At 59.7% G+C, this 23,637-nt stretch carries 25 protein-coding genes; 19 read left to right on the forward strand and 6 right to left on the reverse strand.

From position 1 onward, the window contains the following. Positions 1-44: 44 nt before the first annotated feature. The 4 genes from OKC28_RS01235 (at position 45) to luxS (ending at position 3,198) form a co-directional block, all read left to right on the forward strand. Positions 45-1,667 carry an NAD+ synthase gene (locus tag OKC28_RS01235; RefSeq protein ID WP_270686820.1) on the forward strand — a complete coding sequence of 541 codons (1,623 nt, stop codon included), beginning with the start codon at positions 45-47 and terminating at the stop codon, positions 1,665-1,667. Positions 1,668-1,676: 9 nt separating this feature from the next. Next, positions 1,677-2,015 carry a nitrogen regulatory protein P-II gene (gene glnB, locus OKC28_RS01240; RefSeq protein ID WP_005313429.1) on the forward strand — a complete coding sequence of 113 codons (339 nt, stop codon included), beginning with the start codon at positions 1,677-1,679 and terminating at the stop codon, positions 2,013-2,015. Between the two features lie 61 nt (positions 2,016-2,076). Further along, positions 2,077-2,670: a transglycosylase SLT domain-containing protein gene (locus tag OKC28_RS01245; RefSeq protein WP_005313426.1), complete on the forward strand. Its 594-nt coding sequence runs from the start codon at positions 2,077-2,079 to the stop codon at positions 2,668-2,670. Between the two features lie 18 nt (positions 2,671-2,688). Continuing rightward, positions 2,689-3,198: an S-ribosylhomocysteine lyase gene (luxS, locus tag OKC28_RS01250; protein ID WP_059111722.1), complete on the forward strand. Its 510-nt coding sequence runs from the start codon at positions 2,689-2,691 to the stop codon at positions 3,196-3,198. A gap of 62 nt (positions 3,199-3,260) precedes the next feature. Here luxS and OKC28_RS01255 read toward each other — a convergent pair whose 3' ends face one another. Then, entirely contained in the window at positions 3,261-4,283 is a 1,023-nt protein-coding gene (locus OKC28_RS01255) for a GGDEF domain-containing protein (protein WP_270686826.1), read from the reverse strand. Positions 4,284-4,417: 134 nt separating this feature from the next. On the opposite strand from OKC28_RS01255, the gene rnr reads away from it, so the two are divergent. The 6 genes from rnr to OKC28_RS01285 all read left to right on the forward strand — a co-directional run bounded on the left by rnr (position 4,418) and on the right by OKC28_RS01285 (position 10,686). Then, positions 4,418-6,811, forward strand: coding sequence for a ribonuclease R (gene rnr, locus OKC28_RS01260; RefSeq protein ID WP_111587996.1), 2,394 nt, complete (start codon positions 4,418-4,420; stop codon positions 6,809-6,811). After that, a complete protein-coding gene (gene rlmB / locus OKC28_RS01265; protein ID WP_005313416.1) occupies positions 6,808-7,557 on the forward strand; it encodes a 23S rRNA (guanosine(2251)-2'-O)-methyltransferase RlmB in 750 nt (249 codons plus the stop codon). The genes rnr and rlmB overlap by 4 nt, the downstream gene beginning before the upstream one ends. 9 nt (positions 7,558-7,566) lie before the next feature. Then, entirely contained in the window at positions 7,567-8,133 is a 567-nt protein-coding gene (locus OKC28_RS01270) for a Crp/Fnr family transcriptional regulator (protein WP_270686829.1), read from the forward strand. Between the two features lie 55 nt (positions 8,134-8,188). Continuing rightward, complete coding sequence (locus OKC28_RS01275; RefSeq protein WP_212540095.1) at positions 8,189-8,638, forward strand: GNAT family N-acetyltransferase; 450 nt, start codon at positions 8,189-8,191, stop codon at positions 8,636-8,638. Between the two features lie 217 nt (positions 8,639-8,855). After that, positions 8,856-9,716, forward strand: coding sequence for a DMT family transporter (locus OKC28_RS01280; protein ID WP_270686833.1), 861 nt, complete (start codon positions 8,856-8,858; stop codon positions 9,714-9,716). A 133-nt stretch (positions 9,717-9,849) separates the two neighbouring features. After that, positions 9,850-10,686 carry a DMT family transporter gene (locus OKC28_RS01285; RefSeq protein ID WP_087756472.1) on the forward strand — a complete coding sequence of 279 codons (837 nt, stop codon included), beginning with the start codon at positions 9,850-9,852 and terminating at the stop codon, positions 10,684-10,686. Positions 10,687-10,731: 45 nt separating this feature from the next. On the opposite strand, the gene OKC28_RS01290 is transcribed toward OKC28_RS01285, so the two are convergent. After that, a complete protein-coding gene (locus OKC28_RS01290; RefSeq protein WP_099991617.1) occupies positions 10,732-11,580 on the reverse strand; it encodes a hypothetical protein in 849 nt (282 codons plus the stop codon). Between the two features lie 107 nt (positions 11,581-11,687). After that, positions 11,688-12,911 carry an Nramp family divalent metal transporter gene (locus OKC28_RS01295; RefSeq protein ID WP_270686837.1) on the reverse strand — a complete coding sequence of 408 codons (1,224 nt, stop codon included), beginning with the start codon at positions 12,909-12,911 and terminating at the stop codon, positions 11,688-11,690. A gap of 237 nt (positions 12,912-13,148) precedes the next feature. Here OKC28_RS01295 and rpsF point away from each other — a divergent pair, with 237 nt between their 5' ends. From rpsF to OKC28_RS01315, 4 genes are all read left to right on the forward strand, one after another. Next, positions 13,149-13,538 carry a 30S ribosomal protein S6 gene (gene rpsF, locus OKC28_RS01300; protein WP_005313395.1) on the forward strand — a complete coding sequence of 130 codons (390 nt, stop codon included), beginning with the start codon at positions 13,149-13,151 and terminating at the stop codon, positions 13,536-13,538. A gap of 30 nt (positions 13,539-13,568) precedes the next feature. Next, positions 13,569-13,799, forward strand: coding sequence for a 30S ribosomal protein S18 (gene rpsR, locus OKC28_RS01305; RefSeq protein ID WP_005313392.1), 231 nt, complete (start codon positions 13,569-13,571; stop codon positions 13,797-13,799). A 49-nt stretch (positions 13,800-13,848) separates the two neighbouring features. Continuing rightward, the gene (gene rplI, locus OKC28_RS01310) at positions 13,849-14,295 is read left to right on the forward strand and encodes a 50S ribosomal protein L9 (protein WP_005313386.1); all 447 of its coding nucleotides are present in this window, start codon (positions 13,849-13,851) and stop codon (positions 14,293-14,295) included. Positions 14,296-14,395: 100 nt separating this feature from the next. Next, a complete protein-coding gene (locus OKC28_RS01315) occupies positions 14,396-15,139 on the forward strand; it encodes a ferredoxin--NADP reductase (RefSeq protein WP_270686838.1) in 744 nt (247 codons plus the stop codon). Between the two features lie 51 nt (positions 15,140-15,190). Here the strand turns inward: OKC28_RS01315 and OKC28_RS01320 are convergent, their stop codons facing one another. Further along, positions 15,191-15,535, reverse strand: a complete 345-nt coding sequence (locus OKC28_RS01320) for a hypothetical protein (RefSeq protein WP_270686839.1) — start codon at positions 15,533-15,535, stop codon at positions 15,191-15,193. A 19-nt stretch (positions 15,536-15,554) separates the two neighbouring features. Further along, positions 15,555-15,848, reverse strand: a complete 294-nt coding sequence (locus tag OKC28_RS01325; RefSeq protein WP_270686840.1) for a hypothetical protein — start codon at positions 15,846-15,848, stop codon at positions 15,555-15,557. Positions 15,849-16,106: 258 nt separating this feature from the next. Between OKC28_RS01325 and OKC28_RS01330 the strand changes: the two genes are divergently transcribed. Then, entirely contained in the window at positions 16,107-17,105 is a 999-nt protein-coding gene (locus tag OKC28_RS01330) for a hypothetical protein (RefSeq protein WP_021138607.1), read from the forward strand. Positions 17,106-17,157: 52 nt separating this feature from the next. Here the strand turns inward: OKC28_RS01330 and OKC28_RS01335 are convergent, their stop codons facing one another. Beyond that, a complete protein-coding gene (locus OKC28_RS01335) occupies positions 17,158-17,325 on the reverse strand; it encodes a hypothetical protein (protein ID WP_162096735.1) in 168 nt (55 codons plus the stop codon). Positions 17,326-17,369: 44 nt separating this feature from the next. Between OKC28_RS01335 and OKC28_RS01340 the strand changes: the two genes are divergently transcribed. The 4 genes from OKC28_RS01340 to gshA all read left to right on the forward strand — a co-directional run bounded on the left by OKC28_RS01340 (position 17,370) and on the right by gshA (position 23,372). Beyond that, on the forward strand, positions 17,370-18,368 hold the full coding sequence (locus OKC28_RS01340; protein WP_265451823.1) for an NADP-dependent oxidoreductase: 999 nt from the start codon (positions 17,370-17,372) through the stop codon (positions 18,366-18,368). Between the two features lie 68 nt (positions 18,369-18,436). Continuing rightward, entirely contained in the window at positions 18,437-18,874 is a 438-nt protein-coding gene (locus OKC28_RS01345) for a YqaA family protein (protein ID WP_265451824.1), read from the forward strand. A 26-nt stretch (positions 18,875-18,900) separates the two neighbouring features. Continuing rightward, positions 18,901-21,714 (forward strand): M16 family metallopeptidase, encoded by a 2,814-nt coding sequence (locus tag OKC28_RS01350; RefSeq protein WP_021138610.1) that lies wholly within the window; start codon positions 18,901-18,903, stop codon positions 21,712-21,714. 59 nt (positions 21,715-21,773) lie between these two features. Next, entirely contained in the window at positions 21,774-23,372 is a 1,599-nt protein-coding gene (gshA, locus tag OKC28_RS01355) for a glutamate--cysteine ligase (protein ID WP_270686841.1), read from the forward strand. Positions 23,373-23,637: the final 265 nt, after the last annotated feature.

Raw genomic sequence — 23,637 nt, forward strand, 5'->3', positions numbered from 1 at the left:
TTCTTTATCATTCCCCATCATTTTCGATTTTAAGATGTATCGCCATGGCAAAAGCCCTCTCTCTGATGCTTGCCCAGTTGAATCTGACGGTAGGCGCCATCGAAGATAACTGTGACAAGGTGCTGGCTGCGGCCATTCAGGCCGAGCAACAAGGCGCCGACCTGCTGGTGTGCTCCGAGCTGGCCCTGACCGGCTATCCGCCGGAAGACCTGTTGCTGCGCAGCGACCTGATGATCCGTGTCGACACTGCGCTGGCTCGCATCGCGACCTGGCAGGGCAGCTGCGCCATTCTGGTGGGGCATCCCTGGCGTGAAGGGGCGGCGCTCTATAACGCCGCTTCCCTCTATGAGCAGGGCAAGCTGGTCGCCCGCTACTTCAAGCAAGACCTGCCCAACTACGGCGTATTTGACGAGAAGCGCTATTTCACCGCGGGCACGGATACCTGTGTGGTGCCGTTCCGTGGTCATAAGCTGGGACTGCTCATCTGCGAAGATCTGTGGCAACCGGGCCCGGTGCTGGCCGCCAAGGCGGCAGGGGCCGAGCTGTTGCTCACCATCAACGCCTCGCCCTACGATCAGGAGAAACCCTGGATCCGTCGTGAACTGATGACTGAGCGTTGCAGCCAGACCGGTTTGCCGCTGGTCTACCTCAATCAGGTGTGCGGCCAGGACGAGCTGATTTTCGATGGCTGCTCCAAGGTGTTCAACAGCCAGGGTGAGCTGACCCACAAGCTGGCCCCGTTTGCCGAAGAGCTGGCCCTGGTGCACTTTGCCGATGGTCAACCGGTGAAAGAGCGTGAACCGGCCACCCCGCTCGAGCCATTGGCCGAGACTTATCAGGCGCTGGTGCTGGCGGTGCACGACTACATCACCAAAAACGGCTTCCAGGGCGCCGTATTGGGCCTCTCCGGTGGTATCGACTCCGCCCTGACCCTGGCAATCGCTGCTGACGCCATCGGGGCAGACAAGGTGCAGGCGGTGATGATGCCGTTCCGTTACACCGCCCAGATGAGTGTGGAGGATGCCAAGGAGCAGGCCGAGCGGATGGGGGTCGAGTTTGACATCATCTCCATCGAGCCCATGTTTGAAGGGTTTATGACCCAGCTGGCACCGCTGTTTGCCGGCACGGCCCGCGATACGACAGAAGAGAACCTGCAGGCACGCTGCCGCGGGGTACTTTTGATGGCGCTCTCCAACAAGCGTCGTCGCATAGTGCTGACCACGGGCAACAAGAGCGAGATGGCCGTGGGCTATGCCACCCTGTATGGTGACATGGCGGGCGGTTTTGATGTGCTCAAAGACGTTCCCAAGACCCTGGTCTTCAAGCTGTGCGAATATCGCAATTCAGTCGATTATGTGATCCCACAACGGGTCATCGACCGTCCTCCTTCGGCAGAATTGGCGCCGGATCAGGTGGATCAGGACAGCCTGCCCCCCTACGACATCCTGGATGCCATCCTCAAGCGCTATGTGGAAGAGGATGCCTCTGTCGCCGACATGGTGGCAGAAGGATTTGAAGAGGTGGTGGTGCGCAAGGTGATCCGGCTGGTGGATCTCAACGAGTACAAACGCCGTCAGGCTGCCGTCGGGCCCCGTATTACGGCCCGCAACTTTGGTAAGGATCGTCGTTACCCCATCACATCCGGGTTCGGCAAACAGAACTGGTAAGGAGTCACCATGAAGAAGATTGAAGCCATCATCAAGCCGTTCAAGCTGGACGATGTGCGTGAGGCCCTGGCCGAGATCGGCATCAACGGCATGACAGTATCCGAAGTCAAAGGCTTCGGCCGTCAGAAGGGGCATACCGAGCTCTATCGCGGCGCCGAGTACATGGTGGATTTCCTGCCTAAGGTGAAGGTGGAGCTGGTGGTGCAGGACGAGGATCTGGATGCCTGCATTGAAGCTATCCAGAACACGGCCCGTACCGGCAAGATTGGTGACGGCAAGATCTTCGTTTGCGAGGTGGAGCGTGTCATTCGTATCCGTACCGGCGAAGAGAACGAAGACGCGATTTGATGTGATGGATGTGCCTCGTATCGACCAGGAGAACGAAGAGACAAGCCTTCAGATGTCATGGATGCGCCTCTTCGTGGCGGCGGGCCTGCTGATTGGCCTGACCGCCTGCAGTACCCGCCCGCCGGCCCAGCCGGAAAATCTATGCCAGATCTTTCGGGAAAAGCCCGACTGGCACAAGGCGGCGCTCAAGATGAACGAAAAGTGGGGTACACCTGTTCAGGTGGTGATGGCCATGATGTATCAGGAGTCCTCCTTCGTACACGATGCCCAGCCGCCAATGGGCTACTTCCTCTTCATTCCTACCGGGCGAGCCAGCTCCGCCTATGGTTATGCCCAGGTGAAAGATGAGACCTGGGACGACTACCAACGGGAAACCGGCAATAGCTGGAGCAGCCGCGACGACTTTGCCGACGCCATCGATTTCATGGGCTGGTACACTAACAAGGCCCAGCGGCTGAACGGCACTTCCAAGTGGGATGCCTATGGTCAGTATCTCAACTATCACGAAGGGTGGGGTGGCTACCGGCGTGGCAGCTACCGCAGCAAGGGGTGGCTGATGAAGACCTCCCGCAAGGTAGAGGCGCGTGCCCAGCGCTACGGCGCCCAGTATCGACAATGCAAGGATCAGCTCTCCAGCGGGGGCTGGTTCTGGTAACCAAATCAGGAGTCAGAAATGCCGTTATTGGACAGTTTTACCGTTGACCACACCCGCATGGAAGCGCCTGCAGTGCGCGTGGCCAAGACAATGCAGACCCCGAGCAAGGACACCATAACCGTGTTCGACCTGCGTTTCTGCGTGCCGAACCAGGAGATCCTCTCCGAACGCGGCATTCACACCCTTGAGCACCTCTTTGCCGGTTTCATGCGTGATCACCTGAACGGCAATGGTGTGGAGATCATCGACATCTCCCCCATGGGGTGCCGTACCGGTTTCTACATGAGCCTGATTGGCGCGCCGGACGAAGCCCGTGTGGGCGCCGCCTGGCAGGCTGCCATGAGCGATGTGTTGACAGTGCAGGAGCAGGCCAAGATCCCGGAGCTGAACGAATATCAGTGCGGCACCTTCAGCATGCATTCGCTGGAAGAGGCCCATGAGATCGCTCGTAACGTGCTGGCGCGTGGTATCGGCGTCAACCACAATGACGAGCTGGCACTGCCTGAAGAGAAGCTGAAAAGCCTCTAGGTTGTGCATGGCAAAAATGAAAAAGGCCGGTCATTGACCGGCCTTTTTGTTGTCTGGAGGATTCAGGACGGCAAGGGCATGACCCGGTTGCGGCCCAGCTCTTTTGCCTTGTAGAGCAGTTTGTCGGTGCGCTCGACCAGCGTATCGCCTGTTTCCTGGCCATTGTACTCACCCACTCCGAACGAGGCTGTGATGTGGTCGATACGGCGGCCGGACTTGCGATCCAGGATGGACATCTTCTCTATGGCACGGCGCAGACTCTCGGCCATCTGGCGGCTCAGGGCCAGGTTGCGCATGGGCACCAGCAGGGCGAACTCCTCACCACCGAGCCGATAGGCGGTGACGCCCTCCTTGCACGTTTCCCGCAGCCGCTTGCTGAAGGCACGCAGTACCTGATCCCCAAGCAGGTGACCATATTCATCGTTGAAATTCTTGAAGCGGTCGATGTCCGACAGAATGAGGGAGAAGGGCTGCTTGCTGCGGATCAAGCCATCGATCTCCAGATCGAAGGCGCGGCGATTGAGCAGGGAGGTGAGGGCATCCTCGTTGGCCAGCTTGAGGGTTTCGTTCAGTGCCTCACGCAGCTCTTTGATCTCTTTCTCTGCATTGCTGAGCTGATTGCGAAAGTGCATGGTCGACATGCGCACATCCCGGGATTCGCGCACCAGATCCCGCAAGATGCCCATGGTGTCGTCAAGGCTAAGCCCTTCATCGTCGATGAGACTCAGTCGATCGAAGCTCTTGTCGAGCATCTCCTGAAACATGCCGGTGTCGGAAATGGCGTCTTGCATGGTGTGGCCGAGCTCGTTTGCCATGGCGGCCAGACTGAGTTTCATGGCCTCCATCTGCTGCTCATCCTGGGCGGCGAGGTGCTGATGATAGAGCCGCTCGCAGGTGGTGAGTGAGCAGGTGCCCTGCAGCTTGATCGCCTGATCGATGGCCTGATTGAGCTCTGGCATGCTGGCCGACACGTAGTTATACCAAAGGGTATAGTTATCCGGCGTCGTGGGAATTTGATACTTGATCATCAGTGGAACCGCCTGCTTAAGATAGGCGGCGGATTGCGCGAACGAGTCCTTGCTCATGAGTTCCGTGTCTCATCATGCCTGCAAACTTTGCATAGTATGACAGAGAGATTGGCCAAAAGGCAGTCGATGGATGCCATTAGCTCCCCCCTTCGATATAATGTCTGCGTTACTACCTACCCTAAGGCCTGCTTATGTCTCAAAAAGATCCTTTCCTCCAACGCGAGGCCGAAAAATACGAAAACCCCATCGCCAGTCGCGAGATGCTGCTGGAGCTCATCAAGGGTCATGAAAAACCCATGACCCGTGATGAGTTGGCCAAGGCCCTCAAGCTGACCGACGAAGAGCCGTTGGAAGCCTTGCGCCGTCGTCTGCGCGCCATGGAGCGCGATGGGCAACTGGTATTCACTCGCAACCAATGTTACGCCCTGCCGGATCGTCTGAATCTGGTAAAAGGGTATGTACTCGGCCACAAAGATGGTTTCGGTTTTCTGCGCCCGGAAGGTGGTGGACCGGATCTTTATTTGAACAACCGCGAGATGCAGCGCCTGATGCATGGCGACTATGCGCTGGTGCAACCGACCGAGATCGATCGCAAGGGTCGTCAGGAAGCGCGACTGGTACGTCTGCTCAAGTCTCGTGAAGCGGATATCGTCGGCCGTTACTTCGTCGAAAATGGCGTGGGTTTCGTGGTGCCGGATGACAGCCGTATCGGCCAGGACATCATAATCCCGGAAGGGGAAAACAAGGGCGCTCGCCAGAGCCAGGTCGTGGTGGTGCGCATCAACCAGCGCGCCAACTCCCGCATCAACGCGGTCGGTACCGTGCTGGACGTGCTGGGCGAGAACATGGCGCCGGGCATGGAGATTGAAATCGCCCTGCGTACCCACGGTATCCCGCATACCTGGCCGGAAGAGGTGACCAAAGAGGTTGCCGGTCTTGGCGAACAGGTGCCGGAAAAGGCCAAAGAGGGTCGTATCGATCTGCGCGCCCTGCCGCTGGTCACTATCGATGGGGAAGATGCCCGCGACTTCGATGACGCCGTCTTCTGTGAAGCCAAGCGCGGTGGCGGCTGGCGTCTGTGGGTTGCCATTGCGGATGTTTCTGCCTATGTGAAGCCCGGCACTGCGCTAGATGCCGAAGCGTATCAGCGCGGCAACTCCGTCTATTTCCCCGAGTTCGTGGTGCCCATGCTGCCGGAGGTGCTCTCCAACGGTCTGTGTTCCCTGAACCCGCAGGTCGACCGTCTGTGCATGGTGTGCGAGATGACCATCTCTGCCGCCGGTCGCATGTCCGGTTACAAGTTCTACGAAGCCGTGATGAACTCCCATGCTCGCATGACCTACAGCAAGGTCGCGGCCATTCTGGATGGGGATCCCAAGCTGCGTCAGCAATATGACCCGCTGGTGGGCCACATCGAAGAGCTCAACAACCTCTACAAGGCGCTCAAGCACGCCCGTCACCAGCGTGGCGCGGTGGAATTCGAGAGCGAAGAAACCCGCTTCATCTTCAACGCCCAGCGCAAGATCGACCAGATAGTGCCGCTGGTGCGCAACGACGCCCACAAGATCATCGAAGAGTGCATGATCCAGGCGAACGTGGCTGCGGCCCGTTACATCGAGAAGAACGAAGCATCAGCCCTGTTCCGGGTGCACGACCGTCCGGGTGAAGAGCGCCTGACCGGTTTCCGTGATTTCTTGGCCGAACTGGGTCTGGAGCTCAAGGGCGGCCTCGAGCCCGAGCCGAAAGATTTTGCCGAGCTGGCCGCCAAGTTTGAAGGGCGCCCGGATGCCGAGCTGCTCTCCACCATGCTGCTGCGCTCCATGCGTCAGGCTGTTTATCAGGCTGACAATATCGGCCACTTCGGTCTGGCATTGAAGTCCTATGCCCACTTCACCTCGCCGATCCGTCGTTATCCCGACCTTATCCTGCACCGTGCCATCAAGTATCAGGCGGCCAAGGAGCAGCAGCCCAACCTGCGCCACAAGTGGACCCCGAGCGGTGGTTATCACTACCAGCTGGAAGAAGTGGATCCCATGGGCGAGCACTGCTCCATGACCGAGCGCCGTGCCGACGATGCGACCCGCGACGTGGCCGACTGGCTCAAGTGCGAGTACATGCTGGATCACGTGGGTGACGAGTTTGACGGCGTCATCGCCAGCGTCACCGGCTTTGGTTTCTTCGTCCGTCTGGCGGAAATCCACATCGACGGTCTGGTCCACGTCAGCACCCTGACCAACGACTACTACCAGTTTGATCCCCTGCACATGCAGCTGATCGGCGAGAACTTCCGCCGTCGCTACCGTCTGGGTGACAAGGTACGCGTCAAGGTGATGGGCGTAAACCTGGATGATCGCAAGATCGACTTCGTGATGGTGGAAGAGCCGCTCCAGGCCACCGGCAAGAACGCCAAAGAGATGGCGCGCAAGCAGGCCGAGATCAAGAGCGAGAAAGCCAAGAGCGCCCAGCGCCACGAGAAACGCAAAGAGGGCAAGAATATCGGCAAATCCGACAAGGGTGGCCGTGCCAAGCCCAGCAACAGACGACCGAGCAAAAAGGCTCACGATAAGGCCAAGAGCACTAAATGAGTACTGAACTGATCTACGGCATTCACGCTGTATCCGCGCTGCTTGAGCGTACCCCGGAGCGTTTCATCGAAGTGTGGGCCCTCAAGGGCCGGGATGACGACCGGCTGCACCCCCTGTTGGCCGAGATGGAATCTCTCGGCCTCAAGGTGCAGAGCGTGAACCGCAAGACCCTTGATGACAAAGCGGAAGGCAACAATCACCAGGGCATCATGGCCAAGGTGATAGAGGCGCCCAAGCTGGCCGAGCACGATCTGGCCAGCTTGCTGGACAACCTGGCCGAGCAAAAGGCCCAGCCTTTCCTGCTGGTGCTGGACGGGGTGACAGATCCGCACAACCTGGGTGCCTGCCTGCGCAGCGCCGATGCGGCCGGAGTCCATGCGGTGATAGTGCCGCGTGACAAGGCCAGCGGCCTGACCTCGGTGGTGCGCAAGGTTGCCTGTGGCGCCGCCGAAGTGGTGCCGCTTATCCAGGTCACCAATCTGGCCCGCAGTCTGCGGGAGTTGAAGGATCGCGGAGTCTGGATCGTCGGTACTGCCGGTGAGGCGGATCACGATGTCTATCAGGCCAAGCTGACCGGCCCCATGGCGCTGGTCATGGGTGCCGAAGGCAAGGGCATGCGCCGCCTGACTCGCGAACACTGCGACGAGCTGGTCAGCATTCCGATGGCGGGGGCTGTATCCAGTCTCAACGTCTCGGTGGCGACCGGTGTCTGTCTGTTCGAAGCCGTGCGTCAGCGTCGCGCTTAAGGGAACGGGATGGACAGACCCCCGTTCAGTCGGGATCAGGTCACAAATGAGCAGGAGGCCGCGCGCCTCCTCTCTTTTGCCCGGCCTTTGACCCTGAGCCCTCGTACTTGCCTCTGGCATGCCGGTGACAAGCCCGATCTGCTGGTCAAGGTGGAGCAGGGGCTGCTGCGAGCCAAGGTGGTGCTGGCGGATGGCCGCGAGTATATCAAGGAGTTCTATTGGGAGGGGGACGAGTTTATCGACTTCCACCATCTGCTCAGTGGTGAACCCGCCCGCTACAGTGTGGAGGCGCTGGAGCCATGCCGCCTGCAACTCTTCAACCTGAGGGATTTGCGTCAGCTCCCTTGCTGGTCCGCCTGGTATCACCACTTGCTGGCGGTGCAGTTGCGTATCAAGGAAGAGAAAGAGTTGCTGCTGTTGACCGAGAGCCCCCTGGCCCGTTATCAACACTTCCTGCAATGTTTCCCCGCGCTGGATGCCAGGGTGCCGGATCACCAGATCGCCGCTTATCTGGGCATCACCCCCATCAGCCTGAGCCGCATTCGCAAGCGGCTGAAGGATCTTAACAAAGGTTAATGCCTGCGCCCGCGCTGCTGGCTATGCTGCCTTTCTCGATGAGCAAGGAGTTCCCATGAACTGGTCCCTCAAATCTTTTGAACAACTCGATGTCAATGAGCTTTATGAATTGCTCGTGCTGAGATCCCGCGTTTTCGTGGTGGAGCAGACTTGCGTCTTCCTCGATCTGGATGGCGTCGACAAGCGTCCCGATGTGCAGCACCTGCTCGGCTGGCAGGATGGCGTGCTGGTGGCGTACGCCAGACTGATGGCGCCTGATGTGGCCAAGGCGCACCAGGTGGTGATCGGACGGGTGGTGACATCGCCGGAGGCCAGAGGTGACGGTCTCGGTCATCGACTGATGCAGCAGGCGTTGGTGGAGTGCGAACAATTGTGGCCCGGTGTCGGCATCTATCTGGGCGCTCAGGCCCATCTGCAGGGTTTCTATGGTCGCCATGGCTTCACCGCCGTGGGTGAACCCTATCTGGAAGATGACATTCCCCACATTGGCATGACCTCGTCTTAATACCTTTAAAGCATAACAATGAAATTATTATGTCTTGAGGTAGTAAAGAAAACGGGTGCTCGACGCCATATTACTGGGTACCCTTTGAGTGATTAATCGGCAACCGTTGATGGATAGGTTTAAAAATGGTTTTTTATCCCATTAATACAAAACAAGATTCAGCAATTAAGCCGTTGAGCCATTTTATCTGCGTTCGTCACTCGAGTGGCTGTCGCTGATGGAGTTGTTGCGCAAGCGGTTCGCTCTGGACCTGCAAACCTTCGCCATCATCACTCTGGTACTGGGCAATCTGGCCCAGGCCTTCTCCGATGTGCTGGTCAAGTTGATCGGCCCCGGTTTCAGCCCCTTCCAATACATGTTCCTGCGCCAGCTGCTGACCCTGCTAGTGTTGCTGCCCTTTATGTTGAGAGTGCCGAGAGCGGCCTGGGGACTGGGTGCCTGGAAATGGCACCTGCTGCGTGGTCACCTCTGCCTGCTCGGTGGCGGCGGCATGATGCTGGCACTGACCCAGCTGCCGCTGGCCACGGCCAACGCCATCTTCTATGTCTCACCCTTGCTGACATTGCCGCTGGCTGCCTGGCTGCTCAAGGAGAAGATCAACTCCCGGGTCTGGCTGCTGGGGGGCATGGGGCTGATTGGTGTCGTGTTCGTGCTCAAGCCGGGAGACTTCCATCTGGCGGGTCTGGGCGCGCTGGTGACCGCCTTCACTCTGGCGCTGTTCAATGTCACCGGCCGCAAGCTGCCTGCGGGGATCTCTGTGGTGGCGACCCTGTTCTGGGCAAACTTGCTGGCGCTGCCATTGACGGCTGGGTTGGCGGTGAATCAATGGCAACCTGTGGACTGGCATCTGCTGGCACTGATCGGCGGCAGCGGCGTGATGCAACTGCTCTATCATGCCAGCTGCATCTACGCCTACCGGCAGGTGGAGGCCAACCGTATTGCGGCAACCGAATACTCAGGCCTGATGTTTGTGGTGCTGATGGGGATCTGGCTGTTTGGCGAGATCCCGGCCTGGAACCTCTGGGTCGGGGTGAGTTTCATCTTGCTGGCCATCCATTGGCAGCGGCGTTTGCGCTAACCCAGTCAACTTGACTCCATATGATAAACCGGCGGATGGCCGGTTTATCATATGGGCAGCTTATGAAGCCTGTCTCGGTTGCCGCACAGGAAATCGGTTAGGCTTGGCGGCTTGTGATTATCGGAACCCTGTCATGACGCCAACCATCTTTGCGGCCATCTTGCTGGCCGCGCTGCTGCACGCCCTCTGGAATGCGCTGGCCAAACGCCAGGCCGAGGGGCGTGTCAGCGTGCTTCTTGTCTCCCTCTGTTCCGGGTTGTTTGCCGCCCCTTTCTTGCCGCTGGTCGGGCTGCCTGTGCCTGCCGAATACCCCTGGCTGGCGCTCTCCATCCTGCTGCATTGTGGCTATTGTCTGTTTCTCGGTCGGGCCTATCGGCTGGGGGAATTCGGCCAGATCTACCCGCTGGCGCGTGGCAGTGCGCCCTTGGTGACTTTGCTGTTCGGGGCCTTGTTATTGGGGGAGGTGCCGGGAGTGCTGGCGGTGGCAGGCGCCCTGGTGCTGGTGAGCGGTGTGCTGCTGATGGCCTGGCGCGGCGGCATCAAACTGGCGTCTGGGGCCCTGAGCGCCGTGCTGATCACGGCGCTGTTTACCGCAGCCTATACCCTCTCGGACGGGGCTGGTGCCCGCTCGGCCGGTGAGCCGGTGCGTTACACCCTCTGGCTGTTTGCCCTGACTGCGCTGATGATGCCACTGCTGATGCGCTGGCAGAGTCGCACCGCCTGGCGTGCGCTTGATCTTGCGGCGTGGCGTACCGGTGCGCTTGGCGGCGCTTTGTCACTGCTTGCCTACGGCATCGTCATCTGGGCCATGACCCAGGCGCCCATCGGGCTGGTGGCGGCGCTGCGCGAGAGCAGCGTACTGTTTGCCGTGCTGCTCTCCTGGTGCTGGCTGGGGGAGAAACTGGGGCGGGTACGACTGTGCGCCGCCTTGGTGATCCTCTGCGGTATCTTGTTGATCCGTCTTGCCTGATCCCTGGCTGCATCAGACCGGGCGCCGCCCGGCCTGATGTTTGACTCAAGGGGTGATCAGAGTCGTCAGGGTAAAGCCCTCCTCGCAGGGGGCGAGCTGTACCCGCACCTGGCCCAGCTCGGCCAGTGTGGCCACATGGGTGCCGCCGCAGGGAATGGTCACCTCTTTACCTTCAAGCATGCAGTGCCAGTAGCGCGAGTCTATGATGGCCTCGCCCGCACGGCTGCGGCGGATCTCGCCATTGGCCGCCAGCCAGTCGGCCAGCTGCTGGTTTACGCTGGTCTCTATCTGCGCCAGTTCCGCCAACAAAGCGTCACTATTGACCCCCTTCTTGCGCAGACTCTTGCCGATGCGGTACTGCTCCCGGGAGCCCATGGGCTCGACCCGCGAGGTTTGAATGGCGAGGCGGTCAAAGTCGGGTTGATCGAGTGCATCGCGCTCGCTCACCTCCTTGCGCCAGTAGGGGGTCAGCATCCGATTGAGGGCCAGCGCCGCCAGATGGCAGCCGCTGTGACCCAGGCTTAAGGAGTGGCGGGCAGCGGCATCCACCTTCAGTTCAACCCGGGAGCCCACAGCCAGAGTGTGATGGCCCGCTAGGGGATGCACCACCACGAAGGCCCACCCTTCGGCGCCCCGCTTGACCGGTATATCCTTGTCCACGAACAGTTCGCCCTCCGGGCTGATGGCGCCCATCCGGCAGGGGCCTACACTGGCGTCACCGCCATCCCAGCAAACCGTGCCCACATCCCCCGGTTGATCGGGCCAGAGGTGGCTTTGCGGATGAAAGGGGGTGAGGTCGGTGACCAGCAGGCTGGTATCGCCACTCTGGCAGAAGACCACGCTGGCCGGTTCATGATGATGGCCCAGCACGAAGCTGGCTCGGGTATGTTCCATGGATGGCTCCCGCTAATCGCAGATGAAAGGAGAGCAGCATACGCCAAAGCGCAGGCCGGCTCATTAACCTGGGTTAATGAGCCGGCCTGAGCAACGGGTCGTGAGCACTAGATCATGGCGACCAGCAGGTAGGCGTTGAGGCCGATCACCAGTGCGACGATAAGGCGACCGACAGCCTGAGTCACCGGATGGTTGCGATACTCTCCCATCAGCGCCCGATCGCCGGTCAGGATCAGCAGCGGAATGAGTGCCAGCGCTATACCAAAACTGAGCACCACCTGGCTCAGCACCAGGATCTCGGTGGTATTGAGCCCCATGGCGATCACCACAAAGGCGGGAGCCATTGTGATGGCACGGCGTAGCCAGAGCGGTATGGTGAAACGCACGAAACCCTGCATTACTACTTGTCCTGCCAGGGTTCCTACCACTGTGGAGGAGATGCCCGAGGCCACCAGAGACAGGCCGAACAGGGTGGCGGCGGCCTGCCCGAGCAAGGGAGTGAGAGTCTGGTAGGCAGATTCGAGTTCGGCCACCTGCTGGTTGCCAGAACTGTGAAAGGCGGCGGCCGCCATCGCCATCATGGCCAGGTTGACGAAGCCGGCTATGGTCATGGCAATGGCTACGTCTACCCGTGTGGTGTGAAGCCGCTGAGGCACTGTGCCCTGATCCTGGGTGTGCTGGGTCAGCGCCGAGTGCAGGTAGATGACATGGGGCATTACGGTGGCACCGAGCACCCCGGCCGCCAGATAGACCGCCTCGCTGTTGGGCAGGCCGGGGAAGAGGGCCCCTTCCAGCAGGCTCGGCAGGTGGGGGCGGGAGAATACCAGCTCGACGATATAGGCCGCCGCCACGAACAGCAACAGGCCGCCAACCACGAACTCAAGTGGCTTCTGGCCGCGGCTCTGCAGCATGAGAATGCCCCAGGTCACCACGGCCGTGATGCAGGCGCCTTCCAGCAGGGTGACGCCGAGCAGCAGCTTGAAGCCGACCGCTGCGCCGATGAATTCGGCCAGATCGGTCGCCATGGCGATGATCTCCGCCTGTACCCAGTAGGCCCAGACTGCCGGTTTGGGCAGCCTGTCGCGTATGTGTTCAGCCAGATTCTTGCCGGTAACGATGCCGAGCTTGGCGGAGAGGGTCTGCACCAGCATAGCCATCAGATTGGCCCACACCACCACCCACAGCAGCTGATAACCGAAGGTGGAGCCTGCCTGGATATTGGTGGCGAAGTTGCCCGGATCGATATAGCCGATGGCGGCGATAAAGGCGGGCCCGAGCAGGGTCAGTTTGAATTTGCGGGCCGGAATGGCCGTGGTCAGCGCGGGTTGCATGGAAACACCCTCCATAAGATTATGGAGATAGAATAGATCTAAATGATAATTGTTATCAATTGATGTTTTGTATCATACCCATAGATAAAAACATCTGCGGTGGCCAGTTGCAGTGAGGGATGTGATTTCGTACAATACGCCGCCCTAGAAAGCAGCGTCTAAACACACCATACGTTCCTTGCCTCCGAGGTCTGGCTGCACCTGGGCGGAGGCTGAATTAATCCGTAAGGAGCTAAAATGCGTCATTACGAAATCGTCTTCATGGTTCATCCGGACCAGAGCGAGCAAGTACCCGGTATGATCGAGCGTTACACCGGTGCTATCACCACCGCGGGTGGTACTATCCATCGCATGGAAGATTGGGGCCGTCGTCAACTGGCTTACCCGATCGACAAGCTGCACAAAGCTCACTACGTTCTGATGAACGTGGAAGCAGAGCAAGCCGTTATCGATGAACTGGAAACCAACTTCCGTTTCAACGATGCCGTTATCCGCAACATGATCATGCGCACCAAGCACGCCGTGACTGAAGTTTCTCCGATGGCCAAGGCCAAGGAAGAGCGCTTCGTCCGTCGTGACGACGAGCGCCGCGAAGATACTGTTGAAGCAGCGTCTTCCGAAGAGTAATTCTGGATCACTGAATAGAGGATAAAGGCCATGGCACGTTATTTCCGTCGTCGTAAGTTCTGCCGTTTCACTGCCGAGAACGTTACCGAGATCGACTACAAAGATATCGTTACTCTGAAAAACTACGTCACTGAATCTGGCAAGATCGTACCGAGCCGTATCACCGGTACCCGCGCCAAGTATCAGCGTCAGCTGGCACGCGCCATCAAGCGTGCTCGTTACCTGGCTCTGCTGCCGTACACCGATCTGCACAACAAGTAAGAATCGGCCCGGCACTTAAGCCTAACTCAACTTCCATAGAGGAAAGGTAATGCAAGTTATCCTGCTCGACAAAATCGCCAAACTGGGCGGTCTGGGTGATCAAGTCGCTGTTAAAGCTGGCTACGCCCGTAACTATCTGATCCCGCAAGGCAAAGCCGTTATGGCTACCAAGGCCAACATCGAGACTTTCGATGCTCGCCGTGCTGAACTGGAAGCCAAACTGGCTGCCGGTAAAGCTGCCGCTGAAGAGCGCGCTGCCAAGCTGGGTGAACTGGCTGCTGTTGTTATCGCCTCCAAAGCTGGCGACGAAGGCAAGCTGTTCGGTTCCATCGGTACCCGTGACGTGGCTGATGCCATCACTGCTGCCGGCGTTGCTGTTGCCAAGAGCGAGGTCCGCATGGGCAACGTTCTGCGTAACACCGGCGAGTACGAAGTTGTTGTTCAGCTGCACGCTGACGTCAAAGCAACCGTACAAGTTCAGGTTGTTGCCCTGTAATAGCGATTCGCTGTTGCAAAAAAACCCGCGCATTTGCGCGGGTTTTTTATTTTGGGATCAAAGGGTAGAGTGAAGCTCTGTTCCTCTTGAGGAGATCCCTATGGCAGCCTGGGTCGAAGGTCGGGTCATCGAGCGCATCGAATGGACCCCCACCCTGTTTTCCCTGCGCGTGGCGGCAGAGCTTGCCCCCTACAAGGCAGGACAATTTACCAAACTGGCCCTCGCGCAGGGCGAGCGCCGCATCCAGCGAGCCTATTCCTTCGTCAATCCCCCCTCAGCCCCCTATCACGAATTCTATCTGGTCGAGATCCCGGACGGTGAGCTGACGCCATCTCTTGGCTCTCTGCAGGAGGGCGACACCCTGCTGGTGCAGTCTCAGGCCACCGGCTTTCTGGTCCTTGACGAGGTGCCGTCCGGTCGTGATCTCTGGTTGCTCTCCACCGGCACTGCCATAGGCCCCTTCCTCTCCATGCTGGCGGATGGCGAGGCGTTTGAGCGCTTCGAGAACCTGGTGCTGGTACATGGGGTGAGAAGAGGAGAAGAGCTTAGCTACCAGGGGCTGATCGCCAGCTTTGCCGAGCAGCACGGGGCGCGCTTTCATTATGTCCCCTTCGTCAGTCGCGAAGGGTGGCCAGGGGCAATGGCTGGCAGGATCCCGGCGGCCATCGCCGACGGGCGACTGCAGGCGCGAGTCGGGCTCGCATTTTCACCCGAGCAGAGCCAGGTGCTTATCTGTGGCAATCCGGCCATGGTGAAGGAGACCCAGCAGACCTTGCTGGAACTCGGGCTGGCCAAGAACCTGCGGCGAGCCCCCGGCAACATCAGTGCGGAGAATTACTGGTAACGAAATGAGCACTGGGGCCAGAAGCCCCTGCTGTATTGAGGAAAGGGACGGTCAGTTTTTCTTGCCGTTGCTCTTGTCCTTGTGTTTGTCGTGACCTTGTCCCGGGTTGTTGCCGCTGTGGATGCTGCGGTTGTAGTGATCCAGGTACTTGCCATCCATCTTGTCGCAGTTGAGTTTGATGCGGCCATCGCCAATATCGAGATCCAGGCAGTGGTTCTGCCACCAGTCGTACTTTTTGTCATCCCAGTCGAGATCGATCTTGATGTCATTGCCGGAGATGTTGATGCCGTCGCCTCCTTTGGAGGGGGGCGCAGCAAGAGCGGTGCCCTGCACTACGAGCAGGGAGAGCAGCAGTGCGCTGCAGTTAATCGTGGGGTAGCGCTTGAATGGATTCATGGCAAGAATACTCCCGTTGTTACTGGCTACTCTGCTGGTTGACCTGGATCTCGTTGGTGCTGGGGGGCTGGTTGCGGTTTTCCTGATCGTCCAGATTGAGTCTTATCCGTTTGCAATCGGTAGCGCGCGCGTCCCCCATTCCCAGATCGAGGCAGTCAGTTTGCGACCAGTTGAACTGCTTGTCGTCCCAGTCCAGATTGAATGACAGCTCCTCAACGGAGAAGGTTGAACCGCCATTATCCTGTGATTGTTGCGCAGCGGGGGCACCGCTCACCAGCAGTAGGGACAGCAGCATAGTGGTCGTTTTGTTCATAATGGCCTCGGGTAGTGACAGTTGCGGATCAGTGTAGTCCTGCCGGGCTGAACCTGGGCGGAACCGCATATAACCGCATAACGGGATTAAGTCAGAGGAGCGATTGTAGCGCGTCTCTGTTGCCGATTTGTTCGATTTGGTCGCACTCTGGGCAGCTGGTTCTCTATCTGAAGGAATTCAAGAGTTTGCCCTTCTCTCTGTGAGTCCGGCGACTATAATCGGCAGCCAACTTTTCCTGCACGGCATCCCCTTCTCATTATGACCACTCAGGCTTCTGCCGTATTGCGCTACCCCAAGGGGTGGTTCGCACTGACCACGGTGTACAGTTTTACCGGGTTGGCCATTCTGGCCTCCATCGTCTTCTCCCTGCTGCTGTTTCTCTCCATCGATGACAACCCGCTGATGAAGTGGCTGTTCGGCGGCCTGGCCATCATCTTCGAGCTGGGCAAGTTTTATGTCTGGTACGAATATGGCGAGTGCAAGGCGCGGCGGGATCTCGGCGGTGCCTTCTGGTCGCTGCTGTTCTACAGCGTGCTGGCGGCCATCTCCATCGGCGGCAGCATAGGCGGCATCAACAGTGCCACCAACACTGTGCTGAGTCAGCAGGCGCGACATGAGCGGGAGCTGGCCCGTTTCGACGAGCAGATCGCCAGCATAGAACGCCAGATCCAGCTCAACGAGGAGGCTGCGCGCAAGTACATAGAGATGGCGCGGATCTCCAGCGGTGTCAGTGGCTTGCAGCAGGCCAACACCAAGCTCAGGTTGCAGCAGGATGAGTTGCGCCAGGAGCGTGACGCCAAGCCGGTCAACGAGCAATCCTCCATGCTGGGGCTGATGAGCAGCCTGGCGGACGGGGTGGGTATGAGCCTCAGCCAGGTACAGTTTCTGCTGGTTTGCTTCCTCTCCGTGCTGCTGGATGTATTTGGCGCCTTCTTCGTCAGCCTGATTGGCGAGGAGAACCGCTTTCGCCGCATGTGGCATTGGCAGCAGGCGCGGGAACAGGCCGCTGCGCGGCAGGTCGAATTGGCGGCCACAGTGCCCATGGTGGCGAGCAAGCCGGAACCCGAGCCTGCTGTGGTGGCCCAGGTGCGCTCCGTGCTGGAGAGCGGCGAGCTAAAGTGCAGCAAGCGCTCGGTGGCGCAGGCCCTTTCGCTGTCGCTGGAGGAGGTGGACAGGGTATTTCAGCATCTGCTGGCGGAGGGGGTGCTGGGGCAGGGCAGCAACCGTCACTACCATCTCAGCTCGCAAGCCGGTTGACATCAGGGCCACCTCGGGGTGGCCCTTCTTTTGCGACGTGAGCTGCGCCTGGCTAGTGAGTCAGCACCATCATCAGGCTGAGAAAGCCCGCTATACCGCCACCTATGCCGATGATCCAGTAAAACCCCTTGGCCCCCTGTTTGAGCGGGATGCGGAAGTAGAGCAGCAAGGCCCACCACCCCAGAGCCAGCAACAGAGGAATAAGAAACATTCGAGCCATGGTGTCCTCGCTGTTATTCTGTTGACCCTTGATCAATCAACAGGATGGATTGTGCAATGACGCAGCTACAGATTACCGCATTCGGCGACCCCTCGGTACTCAAGCTCAACCCTTCCCTCGATAAGGTGCCTGCAGAAGGGGAGGTCCGGGTGCGCATCTGCTTTGCGGGGGTCAATCCCATTGATGCCAAGACCCGCGCCGGCCTTGGCTGGGCGGCGGCCGAAAACAAGGACAAGTTGCCCTGGACACCCGGCTATGATGTGGCGGGCGTGATAGAGAAAGTCGGCCCTGGCGTCACGTCACTGGTAGAGGGTGATCTAGTGTGCGGCATGGTGGGTTTTCCGCTGGCGGGGGGCGCTTATGCCGAATCCGTCGTGGCGAGTGAGGGGGAGCTGATCAAGCTCGATGGCGTGCCCCTGGGACAAGGGGCTGCCTTGCCGCTGGCGGGCCTCACCGCCTGGCAAGGGTTGTTTGAGCACGGTGGCCTCAAGCCGGGACAGCGAGTGCTGATCCTGGCCGGTGCGGGCGGCGTGGGCCATCTGGCTGTGCAGTTTGCTGCTGCCGATGGTGCCGAGGTGGTGGCAACGGCCAGCCGCGACAATCACAGTTTTCTCCATAGTCTGGGAGCCAGTCAGATGGTGGATTATCACGACCCTGACTGGGTTGCCCAGATCGTCGATCACACCGGTCAGGTTGATCTGGTGCTGGATCTGATGGGGGGCGAGAGCGGCAAGGCGGCGCTGGCCTGCGTCAAGCCCGGTGGCAAACTGGTGACTGTGCCCACCATCACGGCCCAGCAGATCAAGGAGGCGGCAGCGGGATCTGGCGTTGAGGTGCTCGGCATGCTGGTGCACCCCGACAGCGAGCAACTGGCCAAGATACTGATCCTGCTGCGTCAGGGGCAGGTGCAGGTGACCGTCTCTGCCGAGTTTGCACTGGCAGACGGCGGGCTGGCACATCAGGCCATCGAGGAGGGCCACGTTCGTGGCAAGCTGCTACTGCGCATGCCTGCGGCCGAGCACAACCTCATAGGAAGGTCATGATGGCGGCCGTGTCTGATGGCCGACTGGGCCACCCAGCGTCGTCAGTTTGCTGTCTATGGTGATCCCCCATGAATGACCTGATGGAGATGGGGCTGGGCTGGCTGTTTTTGAGCGCCTTCACCTCCGCCACCCTGCTGCCTGGCAGCTCGGAGGTATTGCTGGGGGCCATGGCCGCCAAGGGGCAGTGGAGCGTGACCAGCCTGCTGCTGTGGGCGACCCTGGGCAATACCCTCGGCTCCATGACCACCTGGTGGCTTGGCTGGCTCGCCACCTTCAAGAAAAAACCGGAAGATTTTCAAGGCCGTGGGGAACAAAAAGCCCTCGGCTGGCTCAAACAACATGGTCATTGGTGTCTGCTGCTGGCCTGGACACCCGTGGTCGGCGATGGTCTCTGTCTGCTGGCCGGTTGGTTGCGTCTCTCCTTCTGGCGCTCTTTCATCCTGATCGGGCTCGGCAAATTGTTGCGTTATGCCCTGATTTTTCTGCTGGCCAGTCATATTTTCTAGCCCTTTTCTTCACTCACGAGGTAACCGTGAACAAACTCATTCCATTCAGCATTCTTCTGGGCTTCACCCTGCCGGCGCTCGCGGCACCTACCCTGGTGTCGGAGCAGGTCAAGGAAGAGGGCAAGCTCGGTATTCCTTATCAGATGTACAAGCTGGACAACGGCCTGACCGTGATCCTGGCGCCCGACAAGTCCGATCCCCTGGTACACCTGGATGTGACCTATCACGTAGGCTCGGCCCGTGAGCAGGTGGGCAAATCCGGCTTCGCCCACTTCTTCGAACACATGATGTTCCAGGGCTCGAAGCACGTCGGTGATCAGGAGCATATGCGGATCATCAACGAGGCGGGTGGCAGCATGAACGGCACCACCAACAAGGACAGAACCAACTATTTCGAGACTGTGCCAGCCAATCAGCTGGAAAAGGTGCTCTGGCTTGAGGCGGATCGCATGGGCTTCCTGCTCGATGCGGTCAGCCAGAAGAAGTTCGAGATCCAGCGCGCCACCGTCAAGAACGAGCGGGCCCAGCGCATCGACAACCAACCCTACGGTCTGGTGAGCGAGAAAGTGGGGGAGGCGCTCTATCCGCGCACCCATCCCTACTCCTGGCAGCCCATCGGTTATGTGGAGGATCTGGACCGGGTCGGGGTAGATGACCTCAAGCAGTTCTTCCTGCGCTGGTACGGCCCCAACAATGCCACCCTGACCCTGGGCGGCGACTTCGATACCAAACAGGCGCTGGCCTGGATTGAGCAATACTTTGGCTCCATCCCCCGTGGCCCTGACGTGGCAGAGCCGACCCCGGCCCCCGTGACCCTGCCAGAGACCCGCTACGTGACGCTGGAAGACAAGGTTCACCTGCCGCTGCTCTATATCAGCTATCCGACCGTGTCGCTCGGTGACCCGCAGGAGCCGGCGCTGGACATGTTTGCCGACGTGCTCGGTGGCTCCGCCAGCTCCATGCTCTATCAGTCGCTGGTGAAAACCGGCAAGGCCATAGACGTGGGCGCTTCCCACTACTGCGAGGAGCTGGCCTGCACCCTGACCGTCTATGCCTATCCCAACCCTACGGTAGATGGCAGCCTCAAGACCCTCAAGGGGGAAGTGGACAAGGTGATCGGCGAGTTTGCCGGTCGCGGGCTCAAACCGGAGGACCTGGAAAAGGCCATCAGCAGCTACCGTGCCTCCGCTATCTGGGGGCTCGACAGCGTCTCCGGCAAGGTGAGCCAGCTCGCCATGGGCCAGGTGTTTGCCCAGGACCCCAACTATGTGTTCAAGAGCCTGGATGCCATCGGCAAGGTGACACCTGAGCAGGTCAAGGCGGCCTACGACAAGTTCATCCTGGGCAAGCCGGCGGTCGTGCTGAGCGTCGTGCCCAAGGGCAAGACGGATTGGCAGGTGGCCAAGCCGAACTTCACCCCTGCCAAGCGGGTGTTGCCGGATTACAGCCAGCACGACGAACCGCTGGCGCTGCGTCCGGTCAAGGACAACTTCGATCGCAGCGTGCAGCCCAAGGCGAGCGAGGCGGTCAGCGTCAAGGTACCTGCCATCTGGCACGGCAAACTCGACAAGAACATCGAGATCATCGGGACCCAGAGTGACGAGATCCCGGCTGTCTCCATCATGATCGCCCTGCCGGGTGGCATGCGTGCCGAGGGCAAGGGAGAACTTGGGCTCGCCAGCCTCACCGCCAGCATGCTGGGTCAGGGCTCGGTGCGCCTGACCGAGGCCCAGCTCAGCGACGAACTGCAAAAGCTCGGTTCCAGCGTCAGCGTCTCCAGTGCCCAGTACAGCAACCTGGTCACCATCAGCAGCCTGACCGACAAGCTGCCCCAGACCCTGGGTCTGGTACGCGAGGTATTCGAGCGCCCCGGCATGCGGGAAGCGGACTTCGAGCGGGTCAAGGCGCAGATGCTGCAAGGCATGAAGCAGAGCCAGCAGCAGCCCGAGTGGCTGGCAGGCCAGGCCTTCCGTGAGCTGGTCTATGGCAAGGAGAACCGCCTCGGCCAACCGGGCGACGGTGTGCTGGCCGATGTCGAGAAGCTGACTTTGGCGGATGTGAAGCGCTTCTATCAGAACTACTACAACCCGACCAACGCCAAGGTGGTGGTGGTGGGTGACGTAGCCCAGCAGCAGGTGGAGGAGCAACTTGGCTTCCTGACCCAGTGGAAGGGGGCAGCGCCCACCCTTGGCAGCCTCAAGCCCGAGGGCGAGCAGGCCAAGCCGGGTATCTATCTGGTGGACAAGCCCGGGGCTCCCCAGTCGGTGATCCGCATTGGCCGTCGCGCCATGCCGTTTGATACCACGGGGGATTACTTCACTGCCGGGCTGATGAACTTCAACCTGGGGGGCAACTTCAACAGCCGTATCAACCTCAATCTGCGGGAAGACAAGGGCTACACCTATGGCGCCAGCTCGGGCTTCTCCGCCAATCGTGAGGTGGGTACCTTCGCCACCGGCGCCAATGTGCGGGCCGATGCGACCGTGGATGCCATCCGTCAGTTCCTCAAAGAGATGGACAACTATCGCAACAGCGGCCCGACGCCGGTGGAGCTGGCCTATATGCGCAGTGCCGTCTCCCAGCAGGATGCCCTCTCCTACGAAACCCTTGGCCAGAAGGCCGGTTTCCTGCTGCAGATGATCATGTATGACCTGAAGCCGGACTATGTGCAGGCCCAGAACCAGCTGATCAAAACGGTGTCACCCGAGGTGCTCAAAGCCAGTGCCGCCCGTTGGCTCGATCCGGCTGACATGGTGATTGTGGTGGTGGGTGACAAGCAAAAGCTTGAAAAACCCCTGAAGGAGCTTCATCTTCCCATCTATCCGTTGCAGCTGCCCTGAGGGCGCTTCATAAAAATAGTGCCGCCCCCCTGAGGGGCGGCCACACATGAGCCGTGAATATGACTACGACTAGCTTGTCACTCACCGAGTTGTTGACCGCCCTGGGTTCGCCTGATCGGCTGACGGCCCTCAAGGGGATCCGGCGCGGGATCGAACGTGAATGTCTGCGCATTACCCCGCAAGGGACTCTCTCCCAGACGGATCACCCGAGAAGTCTGGGCTCTGCGCTGACCCACGCCAACATCACTACCGACTACTCCGAGAGCCTGCTGGAGTTCATCACACCGGCGACCGACTCCATCGACAGCCTGATGGAGCAGTTGGGCGACATTCATCGTCACGCCATCCACCATCTCGGTGATGAGCGGATCTGGCCGCTCTCCATGCCCTGCTTCGTCGGCGACGAGGAGAGCATACGGCTGGCCCAGTACGGCAGCTCCAACATAGGGCGGATGAAGACCCTCTACCGGCAGGGGCTGAAGAACCGTTACGGCAGCCTGATGCAGGTGATTGCCGGGGTACACTTCAACTTCTCCATGCCGGACAGCTTCTGGTGCGAGTGGCAGGATCTGGTGGGCGAGGGCTGCTGCAGCCAGCGCTTCATCTCCGACAAGTACATGGGGCTTATTCGCAACGTCTACCGCTTCGGCTGGCTGGTGCCCTATCTGTTTGGCGCCTCGCCGGCCATCTGCGACTCTTTCCTCAAGGGGCGCAAGAGCAGCCTGCCGTTCCAGAAAACCGGCAAGGGCACCCTCTATCTGCCTTACGCTACTGCGCTGCGCCTGTCCGACCTTGGTTACACCAACAGCGCCCAGGCAGGCTTGAAGATAAGCCACGACAGCCTGCCCGACTATGTGAGCAGCCTGCGTCGCGCCATCAACACCCATGATCCCGACTTCGCCAAGATAGGGGTCAAGGTAAACGGCGAGTATCGTCAGCTCAACGACAATGTGTTGCAGCTGGAGAACGAGCTGTACGCCCCGATCCGGCCCAAGCGCACGCCGCGCAGTGGCGAGAAGCCCTCAGATGCGCTCGAGCAGCGTGGCATCGAATATATCGAGCTGCGCACCGTGGACGTGAATCCCTTCACGCCATTCGGTATCGATGCGGATCAGATCCGCTTCTTCGACCTCTTCCTGGTCTGGTGTCTGTTGCGCCCGTCTCCCGTGCTGGGGGACGAGGAGATTGCCCGCAATCGCCGCAACCAGAACAAGGTGGTGCTGGAAGGGCGTCGCCCCGGCCTGGAACTGGAAGACGAGCAGGGCAACGCTATCGGCCTCAAGGAGTACGGCCTCCAGCTGTTTGACGAGCTGGCCCAGGTGGCCGAGCTGCTGGATCGCTGCTGTGGCCGCAATCGCTACCGCGCGACCCTTGCGATGCACAGGGAGAAGCTGCTCAACCCGGATCTGACCTACTCTGCCCGTCTGCTCAAGCAGTTGCTGGAGAGCGGCCAGGACAACGGCTGCTTCGGCGACGAGCTGGCGAGCCGCTACCGGGAAGAGATGCTGGCCGGTGAGCTGCAGTACTGGGATCAAGCCTATTTCTCCGCCGAGGCGCGGGAATCCCTGGCCAAGCAGCGGGAGCGTGAACGCAGCGACAGCCTGTCGTTCGATGACTTCCTGGCCGACTACTTCGGTATCCGTCAGACCACGACCTGATCCCTCTGCTTCTCTGTTTGCAAGCCGCTCCCGGGAGCGGCTTTTTATTGCGCGGTTTGTCATTCCAGCCAGCACGCCAAAGCGTCCAAAAAGTACCCGAAAATAAGTGTGAGTCAGCCTTCACTTCAGCAGGGCCTGTGGTGCTTTTATTGTCAATCGGCTCACATTTCGCCCTTTTGCAGCTTGAGTCTTGTGGGATGGGGGCCTAACGTCTCGATAACTGAAACGATTCAGCTTTCACAAAACCATTCACAAGAACAAGAGA

It is taken from the genome of Aeromonas sp. D3, from assembly GCF_027705025.1.
Classification (GTDB): Bacteria; Pseudomonadota; Gammaproteobacteria; order Enterobacterales; family Aeromonadaceae; genus Aeromonas; species Aeromonas salmonicida.